23 protein-coding genes and 2 pseudogenes are annotated in these 25,163 nt (G+C 41.1%); 2 read left to right on the top strand and 23 right to left on the bottom strand.

The window, feature by feature from the left end:
* A partial coding sequence (locus E4T71_RS04580; protein ID WP_194181234.1) for a transposase occupies positions 1 to 342 on the top strand: 342 nt, incomplete at its 5' end.
* 160 nt (positions 343 to 502) lie between these two features.
* On the opposite strand, the pseudogene fetB reads toward E4T71_RS04580, so the two are convergent.
* The 23 genes and pseudogenes from fetB to E4T71_RS04465 form a co-directional block, all read right to left on the bottom strand.
* Positions 503 to 1,267: pseudogene (gene fetB / locus E4T71_RS04575) on the bottom strand (iron export ABC transporter permease subunit FetB).
* A pseudogene (locus E4T71_RS04570) lies at positions 1,264 to 1,912 on the bottom strand (ATP-binding cassette domain-containing protein). The pseudogenes fetB and E4T71_RS04570 overlap by 4 nt, the downstream one beginning before the upstream one ends.
* A 576-nt stretch (positions 1,913 to 2,488) precedes the next feature.
* On the bottom strand, positions 2,489 to 3,640 hold the full coding sequence (gene mutY / locus E4T71_RS04565) for an A/G-specific adenine glycosylase (protein ID WP_135037477.1): 1,152 nt from the start codon (positions 3,638 to 3,640) through the stop codon (positions 2,489 to 2,491).
* Entirely contained in the window at positions 3,637 to 4,476 is an 840-nt protein-coding gene (locus E4T71_RS04560; protein WP_135037474.1) for a thymidylate synthase, read from the bottom strand. The genes mutY and E4T71_RS04560 overlap by 4 nt, the downstream gene beginning before the upstream one ends.
* Positions 4,477 to 4,694: 218 nt before the next feature.
* Positions 4,695 to 5,654 (bottom strand): ROK family glucokinase, encoded by a 960-nt coding sequence (locus E4T71_RS04555; RefSeq protein WP_135037471.1) that lies wholly within the window; start codon positions 5,652 to 5,654, stop codon positions 4,695 to 4,697.
* Positions 5,655 to 5,731: 77 nt separating this feature from the next.
* Positions 5,732 to 6,322 (bottom strand): uracil-DNA glycosylase family protein, encoded by a 591-nt coding sequence (locus E4T71_RS04550; protein WP_135037468.1) that lies wholly within the window; start codon positions 6,320 to 6,322, stop codon positions 5,732 to 5,734.
* Positions 6,323 to 6,356: 34 nt separating this feature from the next.
* Positions 6,357 to 6,872 carry an HdeD family acid-resistance protein gene (locus tag E4T71_RS04545; RefSeq protein WP_135037464.1) on the bottom strand — a complete coding sequence of 172 codons (516 nt, stop codon included), beginning with the start codon at positions 6,870 to 6,872 and terminating at the stop codon, positions 6,357 to 6,359.
* A 56-nt stretch (positions 6,873 to 6,928) separates the two neighbouring features.
* On the bottom strand, positions 6,929 to 7,909 hold the full coding sequence (locus E4T71_RS04540) for a YhdH/YhfP family quinone oxidoreductase (protein WP_135037461.1): 981 nt from the start codon (positions 7,907 to 7,909) through the stop codon (positions 6,929 to 6,931).
* Between the two features lie 184 nt (positions 7,910 to 8,093).
* Positions 8,094 to 8,507, bottom strand: a complete 414-nt coding sequence (locus E4T71_RS04535; protein ID WP_135037458.1) for a PTS sugar transporter subunit IIA — start codon at positions 8,505 to 8,507, stop codon at positions 8,094 to 8,096.
* A gap of 14 nt (positions 8,508 to 8,521) precedes the next feature.
* Positions 8,522 to 9,349, bottom strand: a complete 828-nt coding sequence (locus tag E4T71_RS04530; RefSeq protein WP_135037455.1) for a PTS system mannose/fructose/sorbose family transporter subunit IID — start codon at positions 9,347 to 9,349, stop codon at positions 8,522 to 8,524.
* Positions 9,336 to 10,217 (bottom strand): PTS sugar transporter subunit IIC, encoded by an 882-nt coding sequence (locus E4T71_RS04525; protein ID WP_135037452.1) that lies wholly within the window; start codon positions 10,215 to 10,217, stop codon positions 9,336 to 9,338. The genes E4T71_RS04530 and E4T71_RS04525 overlap by 14 nt, the downstream gene beginning before the upstream one ends.
* Before the next feature lie 19 nt (positions 10,218 to 10,236).
* Positions 10,237 to 10,716 (bottom strand): PTS sugar transporter subunit IIB, encoded by a 480-nt coding sequence (locus E4T71_RS04520; RefSeq protein WP_135037450.1) that lies wholly within the window; start codon positions 10,714 to 10,716, stop codon positions 10,237 to 10,239.
* Positions 10,716 to 12,515 carry a beta-galactosidase family protein gene (locus tag E4T71_RS04515; RefSeq protein ID WP_135037447.1) on the bottom strand — a complete coding sequence of 600 codons (1,800 nt, stop codon included), beginning with the start codon at positions 12,513 to 12,515 and terminating at the stop codon, positions 10,716 to 10,718. The genes E4T71_RS04520 and E4T71_RS04515 overlap by 1 nt, the downstream gene beginning before the upstream one ends.
* Positions 12,516 to 12,602: 87 nt before the next feature.
* Positions 12,603 to 13,589 (bottom strand): tagatose-bisphosphate aldolase, encoded by a 987-nt coding sequence (gene lacD, locus E4T71_RS04510; protein WP_135037444.1) that lies wholly within the window; start codon positions 13,587 to 13,589, stop codon positions 12,603 to 12,605.
* Positions 13,590 to 13,603: 14 nt separating this feature from the next.
* A complete protein-coding gene (locus tag E4T71_RS04505; protein ID WP_135037441.1) occupies positions 13,604 to 14,773 on the bottom strand; it encodes an SIS domain-containing protein in 1,170 nt (389 codons plus the stop codon).
* A gap of 9 nt (positions 14,774 to 14,782) precedes the next feature.
* Positions 14,783 to 15,514: a GntR family transcriptional regulator gene (locus E4T71_RS04500; RefSeq protein WP_135037439.1), complete on the bottom strand. Its 732-nt coding sequence runs from the start codon at positions 15,512 to 15,514 to the stop codon at positions 14,783 to 14,785.
* 195 nt (positions 15,515 to 15,709) lie between these two features.
* Positions 15,710 to 17,575 carry an ABC-F family ATP-binding cassette domain-containing protein gene (locus E4T71_RS04495; RefSeq protein WP_135037436.1) on the bottom strand — a complete coding sequence of 622 codons (1,866 nt, stop codon included), beginning with the start codon at positions 17,573 to 17,575 and terminating at the stop codon, positions 15,710 to 15,712.
* Positions 17,568 to 18,776 (bottom strand): CCA tRNA nucleotidyltransferase, encoded by a 1,209-nt coding sequence (locus E4T71_RS04490; protein WP_135037433.1) that lies wholly within the window; start codon positions 18,774 to 18,776, stop codon positions 17,568 to 17,570. Before E4T71_RS04490 ends, E4T71_RS04495 begins: the two co-directional genes overlap by 8 nt.
* 36 nt (positions 18,777 to 18,812) lie before the next feature.
* Positions 18,813 to 19,664: a DegV family protein gene (locus E4T71_RS04485; protein WP_135037431.1), complete on the bottom strand. Its 852-nt coding sequence runs from the start codon at positions 19,662 to 19,664 to the stop codon at positions 18,813 to 18,815.
* A gap of 3 nt (positions 19,665 to 19,667) precedes the next feature.
* Positions 19,668 to 20,042, bottom strand: coding sequence for a DUF1149 family protein (locus E4T71_RS04480; protein ID WP_135037428.1), 375 nt, complete (start codon positions 20,040 to 20,042; stop codon positions 19,668 to 19,670).
* A 150-nt stretch (positions 20,043 to 20,192) separates the two neighbouring features.
* Positions 20,193 to 22,130, bottom strand: coding sequence for a fructose-specific PTS transporter subunit EIIC (locus E4T71_RS04475; RefSeq protein WP_135037425.1), 1,938 nt, complete (start codon positions 22,128 to 22,130; stop codon positions 20,193 to 20,195).
* A complete protein-coding gene (gene pfkB / locus E4T71_RS04470) occupies positions 22,127 to 23,038 on the bottom strand; it encodes a 1-phosphofructokinase (protein ID WP_135037422.1) in 912 nt (303 codons plus the stop codon). Before pfkB ends, E4T71_RS04475 begins: the two co-directional genes overlap by 4 nt.
* Positions 23,035 to 23,778: a DeoR/GlpR family DNA-binding transcription regulator gene (locus tag E4T71_RS04465; protein WP_135037418.1), complete on the bottom strand. Its 744-nt coding sequence runs from the start codon at positions 23,776 to 23,778 to the stop codon at positions 23,035 to 23,037. Before E4T71_RS04465 ends, pfkB begins: the two co-directional genes overlap by 4 nt.
* A gap of 176 nt (positions 23,779 to 23,954) precedes the next feature.
* On the opposite strand from E4T71_RS04465, the gene E4T71_RS04460 reads away from it, so the two are divergent.
* Positions 23,955 to 24,923 carry an NAD(P)/FAD-dependent oxidoreductase gene (locus E4T71_RS04460; RefSeq protein WP_135037415.1) on the top strand — a complete coding sequence of 323 codons (969 nt, stop codon included), beginning with the start codon at positions 23,955 to 23,957 and terminating at the stop codon, positions 24,921 to 24,923.
* Positions 24,924 to 25,163 lie beyond the last annotated feature (240 nt).

Genomic DNA, 25,163 nt, shown 5'->3' with positions numbered 1-25,163 from the left:
TGTAATACGGCTTGGATGAATGAATTTTTACGACAACTGTCAGAAGCTTACCCTAACGACTATATTATTTTGGTGATGGATAATGCGGTTTGGCATAAATCACAGACATTGGATATTCCTAGCAATATTGAATTTACATTTATTCCACCTTATACACCAGAGATGAATCCGATTGAACAAGTTTGGGCAGAGATTCGGAAATTAGGATTTAAGAACAAAGCATTTAAATCATTGAATGACGTCATTGATCAGTTGCAAGAAGTTATCCAAAGCTTATCAACTACTCGCTTACGATCGATTGTCCATAGAGAATGGATATCTGCTAATTTTGATTCTGAATGAGTATTATATCCAAAACTATTCGAAATCTGAAGTAAGGTGTCAGCTGACAAATTGGACTACACTTTATAGACCAATAAGACTGGCTGCTCTGGAACTTCTCAGATGAAAACTGAACGACAAGTCTACCACGAGAATGACATATTCAAATCTTGAAATGGTCTTACACTAAAATTAATTGAGCCTTGTCATTAAAATACGTTTTATTGGCTGCATAAGAAGGCAACATAGAGGCTATACTAGTCGCAGACAAGAGCATAAACATGACCATGATTTGATAGCGAATCGCTTCGACTGGATCTACTCCAGCGAAAATTAACCCTGACATCATTCCAGGTAAACTCACTAGTCCAACTGTTTTGGCAGAATCAATCGTAGGCTGCATCCCCGTACGAATGGATTCTCGTAATATATCTTGAGACACCAATTTAATAGGAGCGCCTAAACTCAATTCTTCCAAGACCGCTTGACGATTATCTGTAAAAGATCGATACATAGCTCGATAAGACAAACCGATAGCTGTCATGGCATTACTAGCCAACATCCCTGTTATTGGAATCACCTAAGACGGAATAAATTGAATAGCTCCTGATAAAATCAGAATAGAAAGAGTCAGTCCAGTTGATACTAGGAGGGCTAAGAATGGATATATTTGTTTCTTATTGGGAATAGGATCCCGCTTATTAGCCTGCCGACTAGCATTGAAAAGAATAACCAAAACCATAGCGAGACTAAGTACCGCATTAGAAGCTGCAAAGATAAAATGCAAAACATAACCCACCAAAAAAAGTTGGACAACTGTGCGACCAACTGCCCACAGAATATCCTTGGTTAAGTCTTGTCTTTCCTTTTGGCTAATTGCAAGCGCCACTAATACCAATCCAAAAACCAAAGCCAGTGATAGATTATCAACGGATACAGATGTCATGATTGCATTCTCCCTCCTTGAATGGAAATAATACGTTTCGCCTGCATGATCTCATCTTGATCATGACCAACTTCTATTAATGTTTTTCCTTTAGCATGGTAATTTTCCAGAAGCTCGCGAACAATGTCCTTAGTTCGTGGATCAAGCCCTGCTGTAATTTCATCCAACAACAAGACATCTGGTTCAAATAACAGATTCCGGATAAGAGCAACCCGTTGTTTCTCTCCACCGGATAATTCAATGATTTTTTTTCTATAAAAAATCTTCTGATAAATCAACGGAAGAAAGCGCAAGAAGAGCCTGCTCTGAATCAAAATCTTGTTGCCAAATTTGGTAAGGGAAAGCCAAATTATCCTCGACTGTTGTTCCAAAAAGAACCGGTTGCTGGTAACAATAGTATACACTACGTCGATAAACTGGCATATCCAGATCATCCAGATTCCGTCCTTGGTAGAAAATTTGACCTTGTGTAGGAGATTGAATTCCTGCAATTAATTTCAAAATCGTACTTTTTCCACTACCTGATGGTCCCACTAATTGAACACGCTCCCCTTCACTAATGGAAAAAGTGATGTCTTCTAAAATCGACTTTCCTTCATGGGAAAAGCCAATCGTCTCTAATTGAATCAAATTAGATGAATGCATATCCATACTCTCCTACTTCCTCTTCTACAATTTCAAGAACTTGACTTTTATGAACAAGGCTATAGATAACGTCGAGTTGTCAATCCTCTTCTCCACGATTGATGACATTGTGAGACGATTTCCTAACCTTCTTTTGTCACTAGTAATTCCTAACAGATTTTTCCCAAAGTCTTTCTATGTCGCACCCTGTTTTTTATTTAGAACTGTTCTAATTACACACTTATGAACGGTCTTGTCAATAGTTTTTAAAAACATAATAGTTTTCATAAAATACAAAGATTATTTAAGCCTGTCATTAAAAGCTAAAGATATCGAATGACTGCGGAACATCTGAAACTATTTAAAGAAACAATCGAATATGCCTACAGAAAAAAGGAAAAAGAGTTACCTCAGTTTGTAACTCTTTTGGTAGCAGGCGATAAAGAAATGAGCCTATTCTATGCCCTATTTCAGATAGCTATCCTAAATTTCATATAAAGTAACAGAGCACTCCTATACATTAAGGCTGAAATACCCTCACTAAACTTAAAACTATAATACAATTCCTATGATCTTATTTCTTTCCAAGTAGCTTTGTCAAAAACCATCAGTTTTCTGGCTTAGAAACATTTCCCAAATTTTTTGTTGAGGTCTAGCCAAAGGGTAAGAACTGAATTCCTCTGCGGATAACCAAAGGCTACCATCTGGTAACTCTGGAGTTCCCTTCACTTGTCCTAGCTGGATGTCAATATGCCATTTACGATGACTAAAGACATGTTTTACTTGTGGGAATTGGTATTCCTCCCACTCAATCGTGAAAGGATAGTCCGCTTCAAGACGCGTGCGTGCATCCACAGCCTCACTAACCTCAAGTATTGGGTGAAACAGATCCACTTCTGGTTCCTCCTCTACTTCTAATAGGGGAAAATGCCAAAAACCTGCTAGGAGTTTACTGTGATCATTTTTTTCCAGAAGGAATTTACCCTCTTGATTTTGCAGAATAAAAGCCTTCAAATAAATCGGTACTGGCTTTTTCTTGGGAGCCTTAATGGGATATTTATCCGTCGTTCCATGTAAATAAGCTGCTGAAAATTCTTTAACGGGACTTTCTTCTGGTCTTGGATTAACTGGAGCTTCAATGTCAGATCCAAGATCCATCAAGGCTTGATTAAAGTCTCCTGGTCGTTGAGGATCAATCAACACTTCCATCATAGCTTGAAAAACCTTCCGATTCGTTGGATTTCCAATGTCCAGGTTGACTTCAAAAAGCCTCGCCAATACCCGCATCACATTACCATCAACAGCTGGTTCCGGTAAATTAAAAGCGATACTTGCGATAGCTCCTGCAGTATAAGGACCAATTCCTTTCAGTTTTCGAATCTCTTCAATGGTTTCTGGGAAACGTCCCTGATACTCCTCGACCAGCGTTTGAGCTGCCGTCTGCATATTCCGAACTCGCGAATAATAACCTAGTCCTTCCCAGGTTTTTAACAGAATTTCTTCTTCGGCAGCTGCCAAGTCTTGAATCGTCGGAAATGTTTTCAGAAAACGATGAAAATAAGGAATTACTGTATCAACACGAGTCTGCTGAAGCATAATTTCCGAAACCCATATACGGTAAGGATCTGTATTTTCTCTCCAAGGCAAATCCCTTTTTTCTTGATCATACCAATGAAGCAAGGCCAACCGAAAAGCCTGAATCTTCTCTTCAGGCCACATTTCGATACCATATTTTTTCAAATCAATCATATTGCTAAATCAAATTTCAATTGTGGATGAACTGGATCATAATCAACCAATTCAAAATCCTCAATTCTTATATCATAAAAATTAGTCCCATCTGGAACATGTAACATCAACCGAGGGGATTGGTAGGTGGGTATACGACTCAATAATTCCTCAGCTTGTGGGAACTGATTGTCATAAATATGAAGATTATTGACAAAGTAAAAGAATTTTCCGACTTTCCACCCAAAATGTTTGGCAACCATCATTTGCAGAGCAACATACTGCATTGCATTAATGTGATGAGCCACTAGCATATCGTTAGAACGTTGCGTCAAAGTAGCATCTAAATAGATATCTCCATCTACCCGACGAACATCAAACATCGTTTGAAAAGCACACGGTAACAGTCCCTCAGTCTGATCAAACGCTTGGTAGTCCCATAGAGAAATGACATTCCGCCGGTTCCAAGGATTTTCTGCGAGTTGTTCCAAGATACGATCCATAATCCTATGTTCTTTTACAACAGCTCCATATCGTTGTCCAATGGTTCTAGTATTGCCAACTTCCCAGTCATTCCAATAGTGAACTCCATATTTTTCAGTTAACAGGTCTAGACTGTTGGACTGATCTTGGTAAATCCACAAGATCTCTTTAATCGCCGATTTGATAGGAATTGGTCGCAGGCTGGTGATAGGAAATTCACCTTTAGATAAATCATATTCAGCAAAAGAACCCGTAATGTATTTCGAATGGGCCGGCCGACCGTCTTTATACAGAGGTCTAGCCTGCTCACTCATAACACCTTCATCAAGAATTTTTCGTATATTGGTCTTAAATATTTCATCTGCGTATGTCATTGCCTATTTCCTTCTCAAGTTAGAAGAGGCTGGGCAACATACCAGCCTCTAATTTTTAGTTCATGAACATTCTTTAACGCAGTGGTTGATTGGGGCAACCGACTGGATGCTTGTTTGAGTGCAAAGTAAACTACAATTGTTCCTATTTCACACTCCTAATCTGACCGAATCAACTATGCGAGGGAGTGAAAGAGTTCTTTCCTATTCCTCTTCGTTCATTATTGGCGAACCAAGGAAGCTGCTCCAATGACACCTGCGTCATTCCCCAATTGGGCCAAAGATAACTTGGTAGAGCTTGCTACTTGTGGAAAAGCATTTGCTTGAAAGACTTCTTCTACGCCTTTCAAGAGGAAATCTCCAGCTGCAGAAACACCGCCACCAATAACAATGGTTGATGGATTTAGAATACTAGCAATATTCGCACAGGCTATTCCAAGATATCGAGAAAAATTACGGTACACAATCAAAGCCAACTCATCCCCTTCTTTAGCGAGATCGAAGACAACTTTAGCCGTTACATCGTCACCATCATCGATTAATTGTTTCAAACGAGCATCTCCTGCATACTCATCTGCATAACGACGAGTCAGGTTAACAATACCAGTCGCTGAAGCAACGGTTTCCAAGCAACCTGGTTTCCCACAGGTACACATAATTGGTTGATCAAAATCTACGACAATATGCCCCAATTCGCCACCGGCACCTGCAACACCATGAATCAGTTTGCCATCAGCAATGACACCACCACCAACACCGGTTCCAAGAGTCATGAAAACTACATCTGGATCATTACTACCAGCACCTACCCATTGTTCACCAAGTGCTGCAACGTTGGCATCGTTGTCAATAAAGAATGGAATACCAAGTCCTTCTTCCATCTGTTTTTTTACTGGCTGAAGAGTTTTCCAGTTAAGATTATAGGCTCCAACAACTGTACCAGCTTTACGGTCAACAACACCCGGAGAACCCATACCGATTCCAAGGAAATTTTCAGCTGTTAAATTCAATAGCTCCAAGTGATGTTTGATCGAAGCAATCATTTCTGGAACAATATGGCTTCCCTCATCTAGAATATTGGTTTTGATAGACCATTTTTCTTGAATTTCACCCGCCTGTGTCAAAATTGCAAATTTTACGGATGTTCCCCCAAGATCAATACCGATGATTTTCTTCTCCATTTTCGAACTCCTTCGATTTTTATATCGGTTTTAGTATATCAAAAATCCCCCTTCCTGAAAAGAGGCAAACGCTTGCTTTATGAATGGTTAGAGCTAATCTCACGAATCTTTTTTTGCAAATCAACAATAACCTCTGCTTCAAACCAGGGGTTCTTTTTAAGCCAGATATTATTCCGAGGAGATGGATGGGGAAGTGGAAAATACTGTGGTAGATAATCCGAGTATTGTTGAACCGTTTCTGTTAAATTTCCCTTGAACTTGTCTCTTAGATAAAACTTTTGAGCATATGAGCCAATTAAGAGGGGCAGTTCCACGTCTTTCAAAACCTCTAGGCAAAGAGGGTGCCATTTTTCTGCAAATTCTTTTCGAGGTGGTAAATCCCCACTTTTTCCTTTACCCGGAAAGTAAAAATCCATCGGTAAAATCGCAAGCTGCCCAGAATTGTAAAACCAATCAGGATCGACTCCCATCCATTGTCGAAGTCTATCTCCACTTGGATCATTAAATAAAAGTTGACTTTCTTGAGCCCGAAAACCGGGAGCCTGTCCAATCAACACGATTTTAGCGGACTGAGGTAATTGAAAGAGTGGGAGAATACCTTGTTCTGTATATTCCTGATTCATAGTATCTGACATTATGTATCTAGTTAATTCTTGAAGTTTCATTATTTTCCTCTAAAAAAGCTGGGGAATCCCAGCTACTTCAACTATTCAAAACCTTCATCAATTGCACCAAACCTACATAGATAAAGGAAGCTGCAACTAAAAGGGCTGCAACGCCACTTCCAACCATTGGATGATTGATAAGAAAGAAGCCCAAAACCAATCCAAGGATACTAGACCAAAATAGGTAATTGGTTAGAATCGGAACGCCCTTGCGCAAACTGATTGCCTGGCCCAAGCGAATAAGCGAGAGTGCTAGAATCCAAATTCCTAAAAGAGTCGGAATAACTAAGGACAAACCTAAAACTCCACCAGCTAAAAGATAACTTCCCACCAGAACTTCTGCTCCGACAACCAATAACAACCAAATTGATTTTGCCCTACTTGGTAGTTCCCTATAAAAATAGAGGCCTGTTATACCGTCAAAGAGTATCGAAATTGATAAGAGCCAGAAGATATTCTTAAGGTCAGTACTTGGGTTCAAAAATAAAAAAATCCCTAATATGATGGAGATACAAGCCGAACCCATTACTCCCCATTTACTACCCTGCTTCATCAACCAGGCTCCTTTCCTTCTAGCTGTTTCTACTATATAGATTTCCTATATTCTTGTCAAGAAATCTCTACAATTGTCCGCCCCAAATGTTGCCCCGCCTTGAGTTCCTGAGCAACCTGCACAACATCCTCCAATCTGACCACTCTAACAGCCTCATTGCTAGAAAGTTTCCATTCTTTAGCTAGAAGGGACCAGATTTTTTGGCGTTTCTTTTGGTCAAGGGCAACAGAATCAATACCAATGAGACGAATTCCCCGAAGAATAAAAGGGAACACTGTTGTCTCCAAGTTTAAACCACCCACATTTCCACAGGTCGTTACTGCACCTCCATAGGCAATTTTAGGAAGCAACCGTGAAAGTACTTCTCCACCTACTGTATCTAGAACATAGTCAAATTCCTGCTTTTCCAACGGTTTTCCAGAGGATACTAAATCTGAAGCCAATAAAATTTTACTGGCCCCCAAGTTTTCTACAAGAGATGCCTGATAATCTTTGCGAATCAAGGCCTGGACATTCTGATAGCCAGCCTTGACCAAGAATTGGAGGGCAAGGCTTCCAACACCTCCACTAGCTCCAGTTAACAGAATTCGAGGCTCCTGCTGTGGAGACATACCCGCCTGTTCTAGTTCGATAACAGACATAGCGGCCGTTACTCCAGCCGTTCCATAAACCATAGCCTCTTTCAGACTTAGCCCTGATGGTAAGGGGATTAGCCAATCAGCAGGTACTCTAGCATATTCTGCAAAACCTCCTGGATGATTCACACCAAGACCATATCCCGTCACTAGAACTTCCTGCCCGACCGAAATCTTAGAATCATCGCTGGCTACAACCCACCCACTGAGATCAATTCCAGGAATCATCGGATAATCACGAATAATTCCTCCCCTTGGTTCTAAAGCGAGCATATCCTTAAAATTAATTGAAGAGTAGGCAATCTTGATTAGAACATTTCCAGACCCAAGTTTATCCAAAGTAAGCTGTTTGATTGCAACCTCACCTGGAGCTTCAACTACTAACGCTTTTACTGTCTCCATCCCTTACCTCTTTAAATTTAGTTCAACATTGCTACCATTAGTTTACATAATTTTTAATAGAAAAACAAAAAGCTGACTCTCTAAAGTTTGGGATCCCAGTTTCCACAAACCTTGAGCAATCAGCTTTCTGCCCATGTTTTCCTACAATTTGGAGAAGACCAACCTTCTCAATCTAGGATAAGGACTACTCATCTAAATCGTCATCGTCCTCTCCAAATAAGAGGGAATTGACGTGTAGGGTATTCTGCCGTGCCTTCTCTACCAAGTCTGCTTCCTGTCCAGTCCACAAACAATTGAGATAGGCAATGACCATGGGCATATTCATACCTGCGTAGATATCCAATGTAGCACCTTCTAATACCATGCGGCTGACAACATTACAGGGAGTTCCACCTTGCAAATCTGCAAAAATGACAAACTCATCTCCTTCATGTTCCGCGAGAATAGCCTCGACTTTTGCTTGAAAGTCTTCTGGACCCTCACTTTCCAAGAGACCGACTGCATGAATATTGTCCTGTGGTCCCATAATCATTTCTGTACTTTTTTTCAATTCCGTAGCAAAATGACCGTGACTGACCAAAATTAATTGTTTTTCCATAGTGGCCTCATTTTCTATTTCGTTAGGATATCCATTCCGATTGCTTGTCCAAGTGCTGATAGAGCAACAATGATTGCAATAACGATAAAGATAGCCTTAGTTGAAGACATTCCTTTTTTACCAAGAAGCCAGTAAACACCACCGGCAATCAAAGCTGGTACCATCCGTGGCATGATCATATCAAGGTAATTTTGAATATCTAATTGAACGCCGAACACTTCTGGTACAGCAGCAATTTTGACATTGATCATGGTTGCAATAAGCGCCCCAACCATGAAAATACCTAATACAGAAGCTGAGTCAGTCAATGCTTCCAAATGTGACTGCATGGTTGTTACAAGGGATACCCCTTCTTTATAAGCAATTTCCAATTGTTTCCAACGGAAAACGTTAATAGCCATGGATACTGCTACCCAAAGAAAGACTCCGATTGGATTTCCTTCAATAGCCATATTAGCTGCAATCGCACCCATAATGGCTGGAATGATAGCGGCAAAGATTGCATCTCCGATCGCTGCAAATGGTCCCATCAAAGCGGTTTTAATACCAGAAACAGCATCCTTAGAAGCAACTCCTTCTTTTTCTTCCAAGGCAATATCAATACCAGTTACAATTGTATGGAAAAAGTTGGAAGTATTAAAGAACTGAGTATGCGTTTTCATCATTTGTTGAAGCTCTTCAGTTCCATCACCATACATCTTACGCAATTGCGGAAGAATCATATAGAGATAACCAGATCCCTGCATCCGTTCGTAGTTCCAACCCAATTGGAAGGTGAATAAACTCCGTTTATTGATTTGGTTAAAATCTTCTTTGGTTAATTGGTATTTAGATTTCATCATCTTCAATCTCCTCTGTCTCATTTGGGTCGGCTGCCGCAACTACTTTTGGTGCTTCAATGAGTTTTTTGTAGTGAAGAGAAGCAATGGCAAAACCGATCAAGGCAATTCCCAAAATGGATAGTCCGTTAAATTTCGCAGTAAAGTCTTCAGACAAGCCAGCTACTGCAGTACCCAAAGTTGAGGTATATCCAAAGAGAGTAGTCAAAAGGGCAGTGATGACGAAACCACCAATCAAATATGGGAAATGTTTCTTAACTGGAAGGTAACGAAGCAAGATTGCAAATCCAACACCTGGAAGAGCTCCACCTGCCACAGTCAAACCTTTGGTTAACCAAGGAAGGGAAGTTTCCAAATAATCTACTGTGGACTGAACAGCTCCTGCTCCAAAAGTAAGTGCTAGGAAAACTGGAAGAGCACGAGAGAGAGCCCAAGGAAGAGCACCTAGTAGATAGTTAACTTCAATCCCTTTGTAGTTGAAATCCTCAACATGTTTATCAATTCGATGAGCAAAGTAGGTGGTCGTAAAACGTCCAAGAACGTCAGTTTGTACCATCAAGGCTGCAACCGGTACGGCAATGGTTGAGATCGCCAATAATGGATCCATCTTAAGGGCAACTGAGAAAGCAGTTGCTAAAACAGTACCTGAGTTGGCATCAATACGGGAAGCTCCCCCGAAAGTTCCAACACCTAATACGGTCAATTGAAGAGATCCACCAATGAAAAGACCTGTCTGTAAATCTCCCATAATTAAACCAGCCATAAAACCAGCGAATACAGGTGATCCCGCTGAAGACACGATGGTCAATTCATCCAAGATTTGGTAACCCGCATAAAGGGTTAAAAGTAAGATTTGCCACCATTGAATCATAAAAGATTCCTCCTATCTACTATTTGTTTAGCAAGGCCATGAAGTCTTCTGCCCCATCATTTGGAACCATTTGATGATACAATTTAACCCCTTTGGCATGTAATTCTTTAAAGTCTTCAACATCTTTATCAGTGACATTGACACTCCGAGTTATTGAACGTGTTTCGTCACTTTGAGACATATTCCCAACGTTGAGTTCTTCAAGAGCAACTCCGTTTTCCACCAATTCTAAGAAGCGGTCTGGTTTACGAGCTACAATCATCAAACGTTGAGAGTCATATTTTCCTGCATTAATATTAGCAGCTGCTTTAGCAACTGGTAAAATACTAAGGCGTACTCCAGGTGGCACTGCTAATTTCAAGCCTGCTTTTTCAATATCATTTTGGGCAACCTCGTCATCAATCACCATGATACGAGAAATATTCAATTTTGAAGCCCAGAGATTAGCCACTTGCCCGTGGATAAGACGTCCATCGATTCGAGTTGCGATAATTGCCATTAGTTTTCCTCCTTTTGTGCTTCCAAACCTTCCTTAATAACAGGCTTGGATCCGAGTTGAATGTTGTCTTTGATCATTCCCTCACTCTCAAATACGAGCAAGGTATTGATTCCTTTTTTTAAAAAAGCTGCTGGTAGATATAAGCTAAGGTAAGGACCAACCTCCCAAAAGCGACCTAGATTGTGCCCATTGACCGAAATAAACCCCTTCCCGAAACCGCTTACATCAATATGGCAAGAAAGGAGCTCTTCTAGCTCAAATTCAAATTCATGAAAACCTGGTTGTCCACATTCCCAATCTCCATCAAAATCAATACGATTAAGCATGTTACTGTCAAAAGACAACGGGAATTGTTCCCAATTGATCAAAAAATGAAGATCTTTAATAACACCGGTTCGAATACCTTTTTCTTGGCTAGCTGCTAAGAGCTTATGACCGTAATTAACACGTCCCTGGTTCTCAACCAAAATATCCAATTGATCGCTTGCTTCTTGTGAATGAAACTCAAAAGAATCACCCACTGTATCTTGATCTTGTACAACGACAGGAACTTGGTTGATGAAAACCTGTGCCCGATCACTAACATCGACCAAGCGGTAGAATTGAGGGTGACCATCGTAAGCGACTTGTTTCCGATAGAGGATATAGCCGGTTGCTTGACCCAATTCTTCCATTTTCATTGGATACAAAGACTTTTTACTTTGTGTCAACTGATTCAAGGTAGACCATAGTGACACACTGCGTTTCTTTTGTATAACCCGGTTCTCCATCATAGGCTTTACCAACGGTTCACTTTGCTCTAAGGCTGGGTTCCATTGGTGAATCGCTTCTTGGAGCAGATAATATTTCTCAGTTGGATTCCCCACCTCATCCAGAATAGCATCGTAGTCATAAGATGTCACCTGAGGTAAATCTCGATTCCCCCGTGCCGAAGTTCCATTCATAAACCCGAAATTGGTGCCACCATGAAACATATAGAGGTTAATGCTACCACGTTTAAGAGTATCCATGATTGCAGCAACCGTCTCTTTAGAATCACGCTGAATAATCGGTTCTTTCCAACGATTAAACCAACCTAACCAGAACTCCATACACATAAGTGGACCTTGAAAATCATGTTCCTGCATGAAGTTTTGTAGATTAGCAAAATTTTCCTCAGCTTTGGAACCAAAATTACCTGTTGGCAAAATTCCTTCATCGAGTAGGGTTCCAGCTTGTAAGGTTGCTAACCAAGCACCGTCTGAGGTGAAGTAAGGCATATTCCAGCCCTGCTTCTCCATTAGCCCTTTCAGCCGTCTGAGGTAAGCCTTGTCTTCCCCATAGGATCCATACTCATTTTCCACTTGAAACATGAGAATATTGCCCCCACGGTTCAGTTGTCGTTGAGCTAAAATCGGTCCTAGCTGATGGTAATACAAATCCACATAGCTTAGAAAACCTGGATCACTTGAACGAATGCGAATATTTTTCGTCAATAGCCAAGCTGGTACCCCCCCAAACTCCCATTCTGCACATATATAGGGAGAAGGGCGAATTAAAGCATATAAGCCAAATTCTTGAGCTAAATCTAAGAATGCCCCTAGATCTAGTTCTCCTTGAAAATCATAGCCCCCCTCCTGAGCTTCGTGAAGATTCCATGGAACATAAGTCTCAACTGTGTTAAAGCCCAGAGCTTTTAAATTATAAAGTGTATGATACCAGTCAGCTCTTGGTATCCTAAAGTAATGAACGGCTCCTGATAAAATCTTAAAGGGCTGCTCGTTCAACAGAAAGTCTTGTGAAATTGAAAATGTTTCCATAGAACTTCCCTCATCAGATAGAAAGCGCTTTCTATACTTTCATTCTAGTCTTCTCTTTCGATAATGTCAATATATTAGTTTGTTGATTTAAAGTTTTGTTTTCCATGACTGTGCAGTTTCAGCCAAAACTGCATTCAAGTCCTCAATATTCTTACGTCCTTGTGTTTGAAGCCATTCCCGACAAGCTGACTCCCCTTGTTCGGCAAAAATAGCTACGCTATCTTTCCAGGTCGCACGTCCGCACAACACACCATTAAAGTTAGAGCCTGCTTCCTTAGCAAAATAAAGAGTATTTTGGAAAAGTTGAGCAGAGACACCGGCACTCAAGAAAATAAATGGTAAGTGAGTTGCCTGGGCTTGCTTTTGAAAAGCCTTAACGGCTTCTTCCTTGCTATATACCACTTCACCTTGACTGAAGCCCTCTACAAAGTTCATATTCACAGGAACTTCCACCTTCAAGACATCAACTTGATAGACATCCTTTGAAAATTCTCGCATCGCCTCATTCACTTTATGAGGTTTTAATCGAGCAAATTCAGCTCCACTTACATCTTCTAAATGAGCATCATAGGTCAGTAATTCAAGAAAGAATGGAATCTCTTCTGCTAGGCATTCACTCCCAACTCTCTCTACAAAGGCCTTCTTGCGCTCGTTGATAGCCGCATCCTCATCCACATCATAATATAGGAGAAGTTTAACAGCATCACTGCCAGCTTCCTTGATTCTCAAAACGGATAAGTCATCAATTAAATCTGGGAAACGTCCTGGTTCACTAGCATCATAGCCAGTTTTCTCATAAGCTAGCAATAGACCAGCTCCTTCTGCACGAACTCGTGAAGCTGGTAAGCCAAATTCCGGATCCAATAGAATCGAAGATGCATAAGGTGTTAACTCTTGACTCACCAACTCCTTGAAGTGAACAACTCCTTCCACACCTAATGATTGTCCTCCTTGAGACAACATCCGTTGAAGAGCACCACGTTGGTCAATGGCAAGTGCACCGATGACTCCGTTCTCATCAGCTAATTTCTCCAGAGCAGCGATTTTGGTTGGACTTGGATTAAATTTTGACATGTTTTTCTCCTTATTTATTTTTCTAAAGGATAGAGGACAACCCCTTTTACAACTCGATTCACAGTTCCAGTTGGCGAAGGTGTGTCTGGTAAGTTTCCAACTTTAATAGAAGCGTGAAGAGCAAGGGTCTGACCTAGTAACACAAAGACTAAGGCCACATAAGCATCTGGAATAAAGCTATATGCTTTATCGAAGGTAAGTTGAGTTCCTTCAAAACCATCAACTTTTCCAATAGATACAGCAACTACTTCTTGCGCTACCTGATCTCCTGCTAATTCAAACAAAATATCCCGATCATACAAACGAGTATGAGTATCATTTGAAACAAAGGTAAATACAAGAGTGTTCTTATCCACGAAAGATTTAGGGCCATGACGGAATCCTAGGGAAGAATCAAATCCAGTTGCAATACGACCTGCTGTCAACTCTAAGATTTTTAACTGCGCTTCACGAGCCATTCCCGCAAAAGCTCCAGAACCCAAATAAACAACACGTGTGAAAGGTTGTTTCACCATCGCCTCTAAAGCGCTTTCAAATTGTAGTGCGCTTTCTCCCAAACTGATAACCCCTTGGATAAATTCTTTTTTCGTTTCCAATGGTTTAGGATCAAATACTAAGAGACTTGCTAAACTCATGCAGGTAAAGCTTCCTGTCATAGCAAAACCTTGATCATTGGAGCCAGCAGGCATTAAAAATAGATAATTCTTGTCATCCCCTTGTGCCTTCTGAGCTAATTGCCCATCAGGAGCACAGGTAATAGTCAGTTGGTAAAAATCATCTACTAAGGCTTGCCCAACTTCTACAGCTCCAATACTTTCAGGACTATTTCCGGAACGCGCAAAGGAAACAAGTAGCGTCGGAATCTCTTTTTTCAAAAACTGTCGTGGATTCGACACTAAGTGGGTTGTTGGTACAGCTTGGAGATCCCAAACGTCTTCATCAACCACTTCCTTTAAGTACGGAAGGATTGTATCGCCCACATAAGCAGATGTCCCAGCTCCCGTAAAGATAACACGCATCCGTTGATGCTGATCAAGAATATGGCTTAAGAAAGCTTGAAGCTCCTCTTCTTGTTCTACATAAGATTCCCAAAGTTCTTGCCAGAGCTCCGGTTGTTGTTGAATCTCTCTAGTAGTAATATGGGCACCAAGTGTTTCCAATTGTTCGATTGTTTTTTGGAACATAAGAACCTCCTAATCCAAATAGGTATTGAAATGACGAACTTTATAGGAAAATTGATCACTTCTTGCAGTTGTAAAGGTCAATTCAATAATGTTACGATCTTGATTATAAGTTTCGCGTCGAATATTCAGACAGGGAGTCGAAATCGGTTGATTCAGGTATTGGGTCACATTTTCACCGATTTGGCCAGCAGAAAAAAGTTCATCTGCATACACAATTCGTTGACCATAATCCTGCTCTAGGGTCTTATACAGTCCCTTTTCCTGAATCCGCTCCTGGGTCAAGTCTGGAAAAAGATGAGCTGGTATATAGGTCGTTTCAAACATCATAGCTTCTCCATCAGCTAGACGAAGACGTTTGATTTTATAAACTAAATCTTGTTCTTCGATATGAAGATAGGAGGCCACTTTTTGATGGGCCTGTACCAGTTCAAAATATTCGATCTGATCAGATGGAACCTTACCAAGATTCACCATATGTTGGTTAAAATTGTAAGAATCTAAGAGATTTTGCTTGCGTCTCCATAAACCTGAAACAAAAGTTCCTTGACCATGTTTACGATAAATATAACCAAGGTCTTCGAGCTCTGCTAATGATTTACGAACCGTTGTACGGCTAACATGGAATTGTTGGCACAACTCTCGCTCTGAGCTAAGTTTCTCATGAATGCGCATTTCTCTAATCGCTTCCATCAATTGATCCGTTAGTTGCGTATGTAAGGGCATGGACAAATTCTTTTTCATGATTTCTCCTTTCCTTGACTCTATTATATCCTTATCTTACCCTATTTCACAAGGATTTTACTGGTACTTTGAGTATATGAAAAAGTTTAATTAACATTGATTTTAAGCGGTTTTATAAAGGATACCACTTTAAACCTGTAAGTTGCTCACTTTCACAACCTAAAAAAGCCGCCAGATCTACTAGCGACTTCATTCTTATTCAAAAGAAGAGAGATATTCATACCGTTCATATTGATAAAGCAGGTCTTCATTTAATTGTTCTAGTTCTGTTTGGAGAGGAGCCAGGGCCCCGTAATCACTGGCATTCTCCTGCATTTGACTTTCAACTTCTTCAATAGCAGCTTCCAAATTTTCAATTTTGGCTTCAATCTCTTTCCATTCCTGTTGCTCTTGGTAAGTCATCCGCTTCACTTGCGAGCGCTCACGTGGTTTGCTAGACTTACTCTGGGTTTCCTGCTTTTGAACGAGTTCTTGCCTGAATTTCTTTTCATCTAGATAATCTGTGTAATTTCCGAAATACTCTCGAATCTCACCGCTTTCAAAAGCCAAGAGTTTCGTTGAAACCTTATCTAAAAAGTAGCGGTCATGACTGACCGTTAAAATTGGACCAGCAAATTGCTGAAGAAAAGTCTCTAAAACGGTTAATGTCGCAATATCTAAATCATTGGTCGGTTCGTCTAATAACAAAACATTTGGTTGCTGAATCAGTAATTTTAATAGGTAAAGCCGTTTCTTCTCTCCTCCAGACAATTTAGCAATCACGGTTCCATGACTGGAACGCGGAAAGAGAAATTGCTCCAACAATTCTGAAACACTGACACTCCCACTGGATGTCTTTGCCTCACTAGCTACCTGACTCAGATATTCAATCATCCGCATGGATTCATCCAAATCCTCCGCAGATTGAGAAAAATAGGCAATTTTAATCGTTTCTCCACGAATCAGCTCACCCGCAGTTGGTTCAAGCTGGTCGGCAATCAAGTTTAGGAGACTGGACTTTCCAACCCCGTTATCTCCAACAATACCAATCCGATCCCGATTTTGAATGAGAAGATTGAAGTTTTGGAAAAGGAGTTTCTGCCCATAGCCAAAACTCACATCTTTAAATTCCAAAACTTTCTTTCCAATCCGACTAGTTTCGAACTGAATTTCCAACGCGTCTTTTGTCTGATAGGCAGCCATATCTTTTTTCAAACTTTCAAACCGTTTGATACGCGCCTCCTGTTTAGTCGCTCGCGCCTGTGGCTGACGACGCATCCAAGAAAGTTCCTGTTTGTAAAGCTGGTGGCGTTTGTGTTGCGCACTAGCTGCCCGTTCTTCCTCGTCCGCTTTTTGAGCTACATAATCCTGATAATTTCCTTGATATTCGGCAAGTCGTCCCTGGTCCAATTCAAAAATGCGATTAGAAACTTGATCTAAAAAATAGCGATCATGAGTAATAAAACAAACGGTGCTTTGATGACTGGTCAAGTAATTGGCCAACCAATCGACCATATCAATATCGAGGTGGTTGGTTGGCTCATCTAGCAACAATAAATCCGCCTTCCGCAAAAGAACCTGAGCCAACTGCACTCGGCGGCGCTGTCCGCCAGACAAGTCATCTACCGATTGCTGCATATCCTCCATACCTAGCTTCGAAAGAATGGTCTTAGCCTGGCTTTCCAGTCCCCAAACATCCTGAGCCTCTAATTGGGCAACCAACTGATCGAGTCTATCCTGCTTCGACTCTTCATACGTTTCCATCAGCTCTTGATAGTCCTTTAATAAGCTCATCTCTTTGGGTCTACTCGAAAGAACTGTCTCTAAAATACTCGCACCAGCTTGGAAATCAGGTTCCTGTGTCAAATAAGCAATCTCATAATCCGTTTTAGTCTGGAAAGGACTGCGATCCCCATCAAAGCCCGCTACACCTGCGAGTACGTCTAAAAGAGATGATTTACCAGTTCCATTTAGACCAATCAAACCAATCCGATCTTGCGGATGAATAATGAAGGACATGTCTCGAAACAAGACCTTATCGGCTACCGATTTGGTCAGACCTTCCACAATAAAATCAGTCATGCATTCGCTCCTTTACAAAGGCTAAAATAGCCGCTTTTTCATTTGGTAAATCGCCCTTGACGATAGCTCGTTCAACATCTTTTAAGGCTTGTCCCATTAAAGGACCAGGTTGAATGCCCTCTTCTTGTATTAAGGTCCTACCAGTTACCACAATCTCTTGCTTATCTCGAATGGCTAAATCTGCTAAGGTATCTGTGACATATTGAGAATTAGTCTCCAGATTTATGGCCATTCGAATATCTTCAGCTTTGTACAGGAGATCATCCTGATACATATAACAATCCCAAGCGGACAAAAGGCCCTTCTCACGTTTTTTGAGGATTTCAAGCAATTCTAAAACTTGTTTTTGAAAATCCCTAGAAGTCTTCCAAGCCTTTAAAATCGGACCAGCTTGCTTATTATCAAAGTGATACAACATAGCCGCCCAAGCTTGCGCTGAACTGGTGAAACTGAAATCTGATCGGACTTTTTCCAAAAAAGTATAGAGCCCCTGAGACTCCAACTCAAAACCAGGTAAATAGAGAAAGGCATTTGCAGCAAGGAGAGAAGAAAAACCTCTTGCCCATGAATCCGCAAGTAGTAATTTTTCAAACTCAATAAAAATACGCTCAATGGCAATTTTCTCAAGCAAGGGGGCGCAAGCCATCATAGCTTGAAAGGTCTCCGACTCCAAATCAAAACCTAAAGAAGCCTGAAAACGAAATCCCCGCATGATTCGTAAAGCGTCCTCTTGAAAACGCTCCTGTGCTAACCCAACAGCTCGAATCACTTTCGCTTCCAAATCCTCTAACCCATGAAAAAGATCCACGAGATGCCCCTCAGAATCCAAGGCCAGAGCATTAATCGTAAAGTCCCGCCGTTTTAAATCTTCTTCCAAAGAACGAACAAAATGAACCTGACTCGGGCGACGATAATCCACATACTCTTCTTCCGTCCGGAAAGTGGTAATTTCATATTCCTGACCACCCTCCAGAACTAAAACAGTCCCATGCTCAATACCGACATCGACCGTCCGTTCAAAAAGATCTTTAATTTCTTGCGGATAAGCTGAGGAGGCAATATCTACATCATGGATGGGATGATTCAAAAGTACATCCCGCACACAACCACCAACAAAGTAGGCTTGAAAACCAGCCTCTTGAATTTTGCTTAATATAGGCAAAGCCTTCTGAAATTCAGAAGGCAAACTTGTTAATTTCATAAAAATAAGTCCACTAATCCTGATTTACTATTAAAATCAGAGCACACGAGGTAGGAAACCGACAGCAACACTACCTGCACCTAGATGGGTTCCAATAATACTTCCAAAAGTTACCAAAGGAATCTCTCCAACTACACCAGCTTCCTGAAGAAGAGCCTGCATTTGTAAGGCCTTATCTTCGCAGTGAGAATGGATAACCGCGACATAATAGTCCCCATTTGTGATTTCCTGACTAACCAGATCACAAAGGCGCTTCATCGCTTTCTTCTCAGTCCGAACTTTCTCAAAGACCTCAATCTTACCTTCATCTGTAAAATAGAGGATCGGTTTGATACTTAAGAGACTCCCTAGGAGAGCAGCACCATTCGATAGCCGTCCACCTTTAACCAAATGATTAAGATCATCTACCAAGATGTAAGCTTGGACACCGTCAATTTGCTTTTGAATATTTTCAAGAACCCTGTCAAAATCTTGCCCAGCTTCAAGGACTTCCAACGCAGTCTTAACCATCAGACCAAGCGGCGCACTGGTAATCTTGGTATCTGGAAAGGCTATTTCTAAATTTGAAAACTCATCTTTCAAAAATTGAATATTCTGGTAAAAGCCTGAAATTCCACTTGAAAGAAATAGACCGAGTACATGAGTATAGCCATCCAATTCCAACTGCTGCAAGAGAGCTTCCAGCTCTGCTAAACTTGGTTGACTCGTCTTAGGCAGTTCCTTAGAAGCCGCCATTTTTTCATAAAATTCTTCAGCAGTCAGATTTTTGCCTTCTAGATAAGTCTCCCCATCAATCAAGACAGGAATATCTAGAACAAACAAATTCTTTGCATCTGTTAAATCTGTTAGATAAGCAGATGCATCGGTAATCACTGCAACTTTCTTCATTTTTTAAAACTCCAAATTAATACCTGGCATATCCAAGGCAATTTCTGTTACTTCATAGGTCAAGCGGTTAAGCATACCAAGACTTGGCTCCGCCAACTGCTGCACCTCAGCTTGCTCTAGTTCACTTGGTTCGTTGATAAAACGATTTTGCACATGATTGGTTTGGGAAATAACACCACTGATTACAAAAGTATCAAAAACAACCATAAAGCTTACAATAACAACCATTGAAGTCTTCTGACTAGCTTCATCACGACTAATGAGTTGGAAATTTACGTCAATCTTCGTTTCAGGAGCACCATTTTCTTTCTCCCACTCAAAGTTACGAGCATCATAATGGTATTGACTAACAAAAATTTTATCACGAACTAATTCCATGGACTTTTCTCCTCATAAAAATACTAGTTCTATTATAGCATTTGGCTTGTCATTTGTCTTTATTATCTCAAATATCTAAACACTTTTCAATATTATGTTTTATTTCTATGAAAAAATGACCTTTCTTTTCAGAAAAGTCATTTTTTCATTTTAATTTGTTTTTTTCAAATATCCGTAGAGGAATCCAGAAACCACTGCTCCGATTAGGATAAAGACAAGGTAGAGAAGTGGATTTGAGGTAAGGGCAACAACGAAGATTCCCCCGTGCGGTGCCATTAACTTAATACCTGCAAGGCCAACCAAACCTCCTGCAAGGGCTGAGCCTGCCACAAAGCTTGGAATAGCGCGTGCTGGATCAGCCGCCGCAAATGGAATGGCACCTTCTGTAATAAAGGATAGACCCATGATAATATTGGTCAAACCAGAGTTGCGTTCTTCTGCACTAAATTTATTTTTAAAGAGCAAGGTAGCTACAAAGATTGCCAATGGGGGTACCATTCCCCCTGCCATAACAGCTGCCATAACAACAGAACCACCTGTAGCGACACTAGCTGCCAAGGTACCAGTACCAAAGATGTAAGCAGCCTTATTGAAAGGTCCACCCATATCGATGGCCATCATCCCACCAACAACAAGACCTACTAATACAGCTGAGCTTCCTGACAATCCTTCCAAGAAATTGTTAAGGCCAGTGTTAATCGCTGCCATTGGAATGTTAACAAAGAGCATCAAGAAACCAGTCAAGCCAATTCCCAATAGTGGGAAGAGAAGGATTGATTTAATGCCTTCCAAAGAACGTGGCAAGTTCGCCAAAGCTTTTTTCAAGAAGTTAACAACGTAACCTGCCAAGAATCCACCTACCAGAGCTCCAAGGAATCCTGAGGAGACTCCACTGAGAGCTAGGCTAGCCTCTCCACCAACAGCGAAGGGAACGTGGCCCCAAGCCGCACCTGATGAAGCCAAGGCACCTGCTACAAATCCGGCTGCCAAGCCAGGTTTTTCCGCAATCGAATAAGCAATATAACCAGCTAAAACTGGAAGCATAAAGCCAAAGGCAGCTCCACCAATCTCCTTAAATAAGGCAGAAATTTGATGATAGGAGCCAAGACTCGCCAACTGATCTTGAGGCACACCCAACATTTGGTCAAAGAGAAAGGCCAAAGCAATTAGAATTCCGCCTCCAATCACAAAGGGCAACATCTGACTAACTCCACTCATCAAATGTTTGTAGAGGTTAGAGCCACCAGATGGGGCAGCGGAAGGAGCCGCTTCTTGACGAGCTTCATAGACAGGAGTTGCAGGATCCAGTGCCAATTGAATCAACTCTTCTGTTTTACGGATACCATCCGCAACAGGCCGGTTAACAAGTGGTTTACCCGCAAAACGAGCCATCTCAACAGCCTTATCTGCAGCAATAACGACTCCTTTAGCACGCGCAATATCATCATCTGTCAAGGCATTTCCAACACCACTAGCACCATTGGTTTCAACTTTGATAGCAATGCCCATCTCAGCTGCTTGTTTTTGAAGCGCTTCTTGAGCCATATAAGTATGCGCAATCCCAGTTGTACAAGCCGTTACCGCAACCAAGAAATCTGCATCTTGATCTACTAGATCCGTTGGAGCTGCTTGAGCCTCTTCTTTCTCATCAAAGAGTGCTCGTACTTGTTTAGAGCTAGATGCCTGACGTAGCTGCTCTGCAAAACCATCCTGTAATAAGTATTTAGACAAATCAGCAAGAGCCGCTAGGTGAGTATCATTGGCACCTTCTGGAGCAGCAATCATAAAGAAAAGATTTGTTGGCTGGCCATCCAAACTTTCGTAGTCCAAGCCACTAGCAGACTTCGCAAACAGAACAACCGGCTCCTTCACAGCTGTATTTTTACTATGCGGCATCGCAATACCGTCCCCAAGTCCAGTTGAAGTTTGCGCTTCCCGAGCCATAATCCCATCTTTAAAAACTTGGAAATCTGTTACATATCCATGATCCACCAAGGACTGAACCATTTCATCAACTGCAGCTTCCTTACTTTGAGCTTGCAAGTCTAGCAACATCACTTCTTGCTTCAATAAATCTTGAATTTTCATCTTTTTTCTACCTCCACTTGTTGGTACATTTCCTGAATATAGGCAGCACTTGCTAAATCATCTGAAAAGGTCGTAGCCGTACCACAGGCTACTCCCCATTTGAAAGCTTCCAGAGCATCGCCTGTGTCCACATAAGCACCCGTAAAGCCCGCGACCATAGAATCTCCTGCTCCAACAGAATTTTTCACGACCCCCTTAATGGGTTTTGCGAAGTAGGCCTCATCAGCCGTCACCAGCAAGGCTCCATCTCCAGCCATGGAAATAATCACATGCTGAGCTCCCGCCTGAATGAGCTTACCAGCATACTCTTGGATTTCATCTAAATCCTTCAAATCCTTGCCATAAATAGCTCCTAATTCGTGATTATTCGGCTTAACTAAAAGGGGCTGATGCGCCAATGAATCAATCAAGGTCTGACCTTCAAAATCGCAGACAACTTCAGCACCGGTCTCTCGGGTAAGGGCAATCAAATCATTGTAAATCACATTCCCTAGATTAACTGGACTAGATCCTGCAAAAACGACTGTATCATCCGCACTAAGATTAGCCAATAGTGCTTTTAAGCTCTCCAAGGAATCCCTCTCAATTTCAGGACCGGGTCCATTGATTTCCGTTTCTTGATCAGCTTTTACCTTAACATTAATCCGTGTATCTCCAGATACCTGGATAAAGCGATGGGCAATCCCTTCCTGATCTAAGACATCGGTGATAAAGCGACCCGTAAAACCTCCAATAAAACCAGTAGCTCTATTGTCTTTCCCCAAACGTTGAAGGATACGGCTCACATTAATTCCTTTACCACCCGCAAATTTATCATCCGATGCCATCCGATTCACATGACCAAGGTCTAAATGATCAAGGCGAACAATAAAGTCAATAGAAGGATTGAGCGTTACTGTATAAATCATACTTCAAGTACCTCTGTTTTCTCTACTAATCGTTTTACGAGGGAGGAGTGAGATGCTGATGTCACTATAGTTGCAGCCTCAACTCCAGCAACTTTTACAAAAGCAGTCTGATAATATTTAGAAGGGTCTACCAAGACATACGACTTTGATGTATTCTGAAGTACTGCTTTTTTCACAGCAGCTTCTTCTGGATCTGGTGTGTAGAACCAATCTTGGTCCACTCCGTTGATTCCCATAAAAGCGCGATCAAAATTTAAAGCTTGGATTTGCTCCAAAGCTGAAGCTCCAATACAAGCATCAGTCGTCTCCTTAATCTGACCTCCAATCATCAAAGTTGGCACATGTAAGTCAACCAAGCGAGCAGCATGGTGGATCGAATTGGTCACTATCCGAACAGATTTTTGAGCCAGACCTTCAATTAAAAAGGCGGTTGTTGTTCCAGCATCCAAAAAGATTGTCTCTCCATCCTGAATCTGCTTTAAGGCACAGTTAGCAATGACCTGCTTTTCAGATACATGCTTGATGGCTTTCTCCTGCATACTTTCCTCTTTGGAAAGAAAACGAAGATGCTCAGCTCCACCATGAACCCGCTTCAACAACCCCTGACTTTCTAGCTCTGCCAAATCTCGCCGAATGGTGGATTCTGACGTTTGTAATAATTCTTGCAGAAAATCTAAACTAACAAAGCCTTGACTTCTTAATTCTTCTTGAATTCGATGATGACGCTCTTCTTTAAGAATAAAATCCCCTCCTCATGAAATCGATTACAAAAACAATTATACTCTAATTTTTTTCAATGTCAATCAATTTCAATCAAAAACATCCAACTATCCTTCTCAATCTTGTCTATTTTTTTTATTTTTTGATAAAATGAATGAAGGAATAATCCGTAGAAATAAAGAAAAAAGGAGATCTCATGTCTGAGATTTATGACATTACCATTATTGGCGGTGGCCCGGTAGGACTTTTTGCTGCCTTCTACGCCAATCTTCGAGAATCAAAGGTGAAACTCATTGATTCCTTGGAACAACTTGGAGGGCAACCCGCCATTCTCTATCCAGAAAAGACGATACTTGATTTACCTGGTTTTCCTTCTATCACAGGACAAGGTTTAACCGAAAATCTTATTGAACAGCTCAACACATTTAAAACCGAAATCTGTTTAGGAGAGACTCTATTGGAAATTGAAAGAGCGAGTGACCACTATCGACTTGTAACATCCAAAGGGGAACATCGGTCAAAATCGGTCATTATTGCCATGGGGGGCGGTGCCTTTAAAGCTCGACCTTTAGAGATCGAAGGGGCAGAGAATTTTGATAATATTCACTACCATGTTCAAAATATAGACCAATTCAAGGATAAAAAAGTAGCCATCCTTGGTGGTGGCGACTCAGCTGTCGACTGGGCACTAGCCTTTGAAAAAATTGCCGACACAACCCTCATACATCGCCGGGACAACTTCCGCGCCCTTGAACACTCTGTCTCTCACCTCAAAGCGTCCGGTGTCAATATTCGTACCCCATTTATCCCAAGTGACCTTGTTGGACAAGATAGAACCATTACCCATCTAGAAGTTGAACACAGCAAGACCAAAGAAAAAGACCACCTTGAGGTGGACCATATTTTTGTTAATTACGGCTTCAAATCTTCCATCGGAAACTTGAAGGAATGGGGGTTAGAACTTGAACGTCATAAAATTTTGGTCAACACGAAACAAGAAACCAACCTTCCTGGTATCTATGCTATTGGAGATTGCTGCACCTATCCTGGCAAAGCAGCTATGATTACCACAGGATTTGGTGAAGCCCCTACCGCGGTAAACAACGCAGTCCATTTCATTGATCCGAAGCAAAAAGTACAACCAAAACATTCAACAAGTTGGTAAAGACCTCCAATTCAGTAATACCTACTCTTTCAAGTAGACAACTTCAGTCAAAACCAAACCAGTTCACCTAAGGTGTTCTGGTTTTTCTTATCGACACTATATTCTAACGTATTATACTTAACAAAAAACAAAAATAGCTGTATACTATAAAGTATGAAAGTCGAACTAAATGAATATCAAATTAACGAATTGAAGCAAGCTCTGAAAGATAAAAAGAATGCACAACACCATAGGAAAATC

This window comes from Streptococcus sp. WM07 (assembly GCF_004570525.1).
In the GTDB taxonomy this organism is placed as follows: Bacteria; Bacillota; Bacilli; order Lactobacillales; family Streptococcaceae; genus Streptococcus.
This window is presented reverse-complemented; position numbering and strand designations above follow the sequence as displayed.